This window comes from Streptomyces sp. NPDC005070, assembly GCF_053600395.1.
In genome coordinates this window covers 1-4,525 of the sequence record NZ_JBSFZS010000274.1, presented here as the reverse complement: position 1 = coordinate 4,525, position 4,525 = coordinate 1, and the positions used below count along the sequence as shown (strand labels likewise).

5 protein-coding genes are annotated in these 4,525 nt (G+C 71.3%); 1 reads left to right on the top strand and 4 read right to left on the bottom strand.

Features of this window, described 5'->3' with window-relative positions:
* Positions 1-7: 7 nt before the first annotated feature.
* The 4 genes from ACWEBX_RS37485 to ACWEBX_RS37470 all read right to left on the bottom strand — a co-directional run bounded on the left by ACWEBX_RS37485 (position 8) and on the right by ACWEBX_RS37470 (position 3,423).
* Complete coding sequence (locus ACWEBX_RS37485; RefSeq protein WP_451889209.1) at positions 8-1,000, bottom strand: beta-ketoacyl [acyl carrier protein] synthase domain-containing protein; 993 nt, start codon at positions 998-1,000, stop codon at positions 8-10.
* 130 nt (positions 1,001-1,130) lie between these two features.
* On the bottom strand, positions 1,131-1,865 hold the full coding sequence (locus ACWEBX_RS37480; RefSeq protein ID WP_451889208.1) for a thioesterase II family protein: 735 nt from the start codon (positions 1,863-1,865) through the stop codon (positions 1,131-1,133).
* On the bottom strand, positions 1,862-3,112 hold the full coding sequence (locus ACWEBX_RS37475; RefSeq protein WP_451889207.1) for a cytochrome P450: 1,251 nt from the start codon (positions 3,110-3,112) through the stop codon (positions 1,862-1,864). Before ACWEBX_RS37475 ends, ACWEBX_RS37480 begins: the two co-directional genes overlap by 4 nt.
* Positions 3,109-3,423 (bottom strand): phosphopantetheine-binding protein, encoded by a 315-nt coding sequence (locus ACWEBX_RS37470; protein ID WP_451889206.1) that lies wholly within the window; start codon positions 3,421-3,423, stop codon positions 3,109-3,111. Before ACWEBX_RS37470 ends, ACWEBX_RS37475 begins: the two co-directional genes overlap by 4 nt.
* Positions 3,424-3,865: 442 nt before the next feature.
* On the opposite strand from ACWEBX_RS37470, the gene ACWEBX_RS37465 reads away from it, so the two are divergent.
* Positions 3,866-4,525, top strand: a 660-nt coding sequence (locus ACWEBX_RS37465; RefSeq protein ID WP_451889205.1) for a putative nonproteinogenic amino acid hydroxylase, incomplete at its 3' end; no start/stop codon positions are given.

Genomic DNA, 4,525 nt, shown 5'->3' with positions numbered 1-4,525 from the left:
CGACAGGTCACCGCTCGCGACCGCCGTGGCCCGCCAGTTCGGCCGGGTCGCCGAGCCGGGTGCCGGTGCCGTGGGCCTCGACGTAGTCGACGTCCTCGAACGCGAGGCCCGCGCGGCGCACGGCGGACAGCACGGCCGCGGCCTGCCCGGTGGGGCTGGGGTCCGGTATCCGGGAGGAGGCGCCTCCGCTGTTCACGCCCCAGCCGCGCACCACCGCGTGGACGGGGTCGCCGTCGGCGACGGCGAGGTCGAGCCGTTTCAGGACGACGAACGCGCCGCCCTCGCCGCGGGTGAAGCCGTTGGCGCGCGCGTCGAAGGGGTAGCAGCGGCCGTCGGGTGAGAGCGCGCCCAGGTTCGCCAGCCCGGCTCCGGCCTCGGGGTCGACGATCAGGTGCACGCCGCCGGCGATCGCCATGTCCACCGCGCCGCCGCGGATCCGCTCGCAGGTCAGCGCCAGCGACACCAGGGAGGAGGACTGGCCCGAGTCCGCGCACAGGCTCATGCCGCGCACGTCGAACAGGTGCGAGATCCGGTTGGCGATCAGCGCGCCGCTGGAGCCGAGCGCGGCGTAGGGGTCGTCCCGGTCGCTGCCGGACAGTTTGCGCAGCAGTTCGTAGCCGGAGGGGCCGGCGCCGACCACGACGTCGACCTCGCGGCCGGCCAGCGCGGCGGCCGGCAGGCGGGCGTCCTCGACGGCCTCCCAGGCGAGTTCCAGGCCCAGGCGCTGCACGGGGTCCATGGCGGCGGCTTCCCCGGGCGTGATGTCGAAGAAGGCGGCGTCGAAGCCGTCGACGGTCTCCAGGAACGAGCCCGAGTCCAGGGTGGCGGCGTCCGGGTGGGACCGGTAGGCGGATCGGGCGTCGGCGGCCCGCCGCGCGGGGAACGTGCCGATGGTGGACCGCCCCTCGCGCAGCAGGTCCCAGAACTCGGCCACGCCGTGCACACCGGGGAAGCGGCACGACATCCCGATCACGGCAATATCGGTGGCTGCGCCACGCATGAGTGTTCCTTCCGGTTCCTTCGGTGTACGGCGGGCACGCGCGGCGGTACGGCGCTCACCGCCGCGGGTGAGGGCGGGGGTTCACCGCCGCGGGTGAGGGCGGGGCGTTCCGGGCCCGGGGGCGGGGCGCTCACAGCCAGCGGGTCAGCAGCTTCGACAGCTCGTCCGGCGCGTTCATGAAGTCGTAGTGGCCGCCGCCGACCACCCGGAACTCGACGGAGTCGGCGTACTGGCGCCAGCCCTGGAGATCGGCCAGGGTCACGTCCTCGTCGTCGCGCCAGTGCAGGACGACGATGGGGCAGTCGACCGCGGCCGGCGTCCGGCGCCGGTACTTCTTGGCGGCGGCGTGGTCGCGTGCCAGGACCATGAGGCCCAGGTCGAGCATGTCGGGGCGCGGTTCGATGCCCCGGCCGCGGACGAACGCCTCGACCTCGTCGCGCAGTTCGGACTCGGTCATGGTGAGCATCGGGTCACGCGCGGCGTCGTGCGGGGCGGGCTGGCCGGAGACGAACAGACAGTCCGGTGTGGGCAGTTGGGCCTCGGCGAGCCTGAGCGCGGTCTCGTAGGCGGGCAGGGCGCCCGCGCAGTGCGCGAAGAACGCGAACGGCCGGTCGAGCAGCGGTGTCAGGGGTTCGACCAGGTCGGCGGCGAGGTTCTCGTAGGTGCCGTAGTGGGGGTGGCCGAGCCGGTTCTCGCGGCCGGGGAACTGCACCGGGCAGACCTCGATGTCCTCCAGCGCGGCCGGCCAGGCGCTGAAGGCGGAGGCGCCCGATCCGGAGAAGGGGAAGCAGAAGAGCCGGGCCGGGTGGTCGGTGGGCGGCCGGACGAACCAGGGCGACAGGGCGATGGCGGAGCCGGTTGTCATGGCGTCTTTCGTTTCTGCGCGACGATGGGGAGGTGGGTCATCCCGGCGATGAAGTACGACCGCAGGTGCTGCGGTTCACCGGCGAGCTCGATCGGTCCGAACCGCTCCAGCAGCTCCTCGAAGAAGATCCGCAGGGTCAGCCGGGCCAGCGGCGCGCCGATGCAGAAGTGCGGTCCGAACCCGAAGGCGACCTGCCGCTTGGCGTTGGGCCGGGTGATGTCGAAGGTGTGCGGGTCGGGGAAGAGGGACTCGTCGCGGTTGGCCGAGCCGATCCACGCGACGACCGCGGCGCGGGCCGGGATCGTGCCCCCGCCGATGTGGACGTCGTCGACCGCGTAGCGCATGAAGTTGCAGGCGGCCGAGGTCCAGCGCAGCCCCTCCTCGACCAGGTTCGGGATCAGCGTCGGGTCCGCCTGCGCCTTGTCGAACTGTTCGGGCCGCTCGATGAGGGCCTGCACGGTGCCCGAGACGGTGTGCGGGGTGGTGACGTTGGCGCCCAGCAGGATGCTGTAGCCGTCGAGGGCGATCTCCTCGTCGCTCAGCGGTGCGCCGCCCGCGCTGACGCTCATCAGGTGGGCGAGCAGGGTGTCGTCCTCGCCGCCGGCCGCACGGCGCCGCCTGACCCACTCGGTGACGTAGTTGACCAGCTCGTGGTGGGAGATGGCCAGGGTGGCGGCCTCGTGGCCGACCATGAAGTGCGGGTCCGAGGGGGCGGTCACCATCGCGGTGAGCTGGACGAGTTCCTCCCAGTCCTTCGCGGGGATGCCCAGCAGCGGGCCGGTGACCATCGCCGGCAGGAGCAGGGCCCGTTCGGCGAGGTCGAAGAGCTCGCCGTCGAGGGCCGGCTGGAGGAAACGCCGGATCGTGCCGCGGATCGAGTCCTCCCAGGACTTCACCGCCCGGGCGGTGAGCTTGGAGCCGAGCGGCCGGCGGACCTCGGTGTGCCGGGGCGGGTCGGTGGAGGTCAGCAGCTTGCCCGCCGCGGGGTCGTCGATCCCGACGTGGGTGGGTGTCGTGCCGCGTTCGGAGGTGAACTCGCGGTGGTCGCCGAGCACGCGGCACACGTCCTCGTGGCGGGTCACCGACCAGAACTGGCGTCCGTCGGGCAGGACCTGGTGGTGCAGCGGCGCCTTCGCCCGCATGACGTCCCAGACCGGGTGCGGATCGCCCGAGGTGTACAGGTCCAGGTCGAACAGGTCGAGGGTGTCGAGGTCGACGTCGCGTGCGGGGCCGGGCGTCAGCCTCACGTCCTGCTCCTCCCCTGCTCGATCAGCTCGGCGACCCGGGTGGGGGTCTGCGCGAGGTAGAAGTCGCGCACGGAGAGCTGGACGCCGTAGTCCTTCGCCACCTGCTCGATGATTTTGATTCCGGTGAGCGAATTGCCGCCGAGCACGAAGAAGTCGTCCTCCGGGCCGACTTCACGGTCGCCGAAGTGTTTCGCCCACAGTGCCGAGACTTCCTCCACGAGCGATTCCGGCGCACCGGGAGACGCGGCTTCCTCTTCCGGCGTCCCGTTCTGTCCGCCCCGCTGGTTGATCACCTTCGGCGAAGATTCCATTTCCAGCCTTTTCCTTCCTCGATCGGACGGGAATGCCCGTCCATGCCGCTGCCGGAAGGTCGACGCAGCGACCCGACAGACCCGAAAGTGATGGATCGCCTGTGCGGCAGGCGTGCCCGAAGTCACCGCGCTGCCACGGTAGATGGCCGGGGAAACGCCAGGCAAGAGATGACCGCGCGGACCGCCGCGACGGGCGGTGGGCTGTCCTGTCGGCAGGACAGCGCGGCGCTTGTCGCGGTGCTGTCCGGAGCGTATGGCGGCGCGCTTTCCGGTGCCGTCCGGAGCATGGGGCGGCGGCGGCCGGAACCGGCCGGTTCGGCCAAGTCGTGTGCTGCGCCGCGTCGTTGCCTTGCCCGACGGGGAAGAATTATGGTGACGATCGGGTGGAACGCCCAGCGGTTTTTCGGGCACCTCGGACAATCATGTGCTGGAGGAGATTTCCTTGCTGAAGTCGGAACGGCTTGCGGTACTGCCCATCGATTCGTACGACCTGGGCCCGGAATTGTCCATCGTGGACGGGCACGAGTACGGCGGCGAATACGACACCTTCACCTTCGGGTCCTGGTCGTCCCATGTGCTGGCCAACGGCAGCGGCGCCGATTCCGACGTCGCTTTCCGCCCCCACGAGGGCAGCCTTTCCCTGACCGAACTGGGAAAGAAGCTGCCGAACATCATGTCCCTGGTGACCGGGCACTTCCCGCTCGACCGTCTGCAGTGGGTGCGGATCTTCGCCCTGCGCGAGGGGATCATCGCCCCGCACGTGGACTTCCTGGAGTGGGCCGAGCCGGGCACCCGGCTGCAGATCCCGCTGCGTACCGGCGAGGAGTCGCTGCACTCCGAGAACGACATCGTGTACCACATCCGCCGCGGCGAGGTGTGGAAGATCCACTCGACCGACCCGCACTCCGCGCGCAGCACCTCGGGCACCGCCCGGCTCTCGCTCTGCCTCGACTTCGCGGACGCCGAGGAGCCCATCGCGATCCGCGGCACGGTCCCCGCGACCGAGGCGATCCGTGTCGTCGAGCGCCCCGAGCCGGCCGAGGCGGAGATCGAGGAACTCATCGCCTCCGCCGCCGCCGGCCTCACCGCCGGCACCATGCGG

Excerpts from the sequence above, each read along its gene's own strand:
- ACWEBX_RS37485 (WP_451889209.1), bottom strand. The coding sequence starts at position 1,000 with ATGCGTGGCGCAGCCACCGATATTGCCGTGATCGGGATGTCGTGCCGC.
- ACWEBX_RS37480 (WP_451889208.1), bottom strand. The coding sequence starts at position 1,865 with ATGACAACCGGCTCCGCCATCGCCCTGTCGCCCTGGTTCGTCCGGCCG.
- ACWEBX_RS37470 (WP_451889206.1), bottom strand. The coding sequence starts at position 3,423 with ATGGAATCTTCGCCGAAGGTGATCAACCAGCGGGGCGGACAGAACGGG.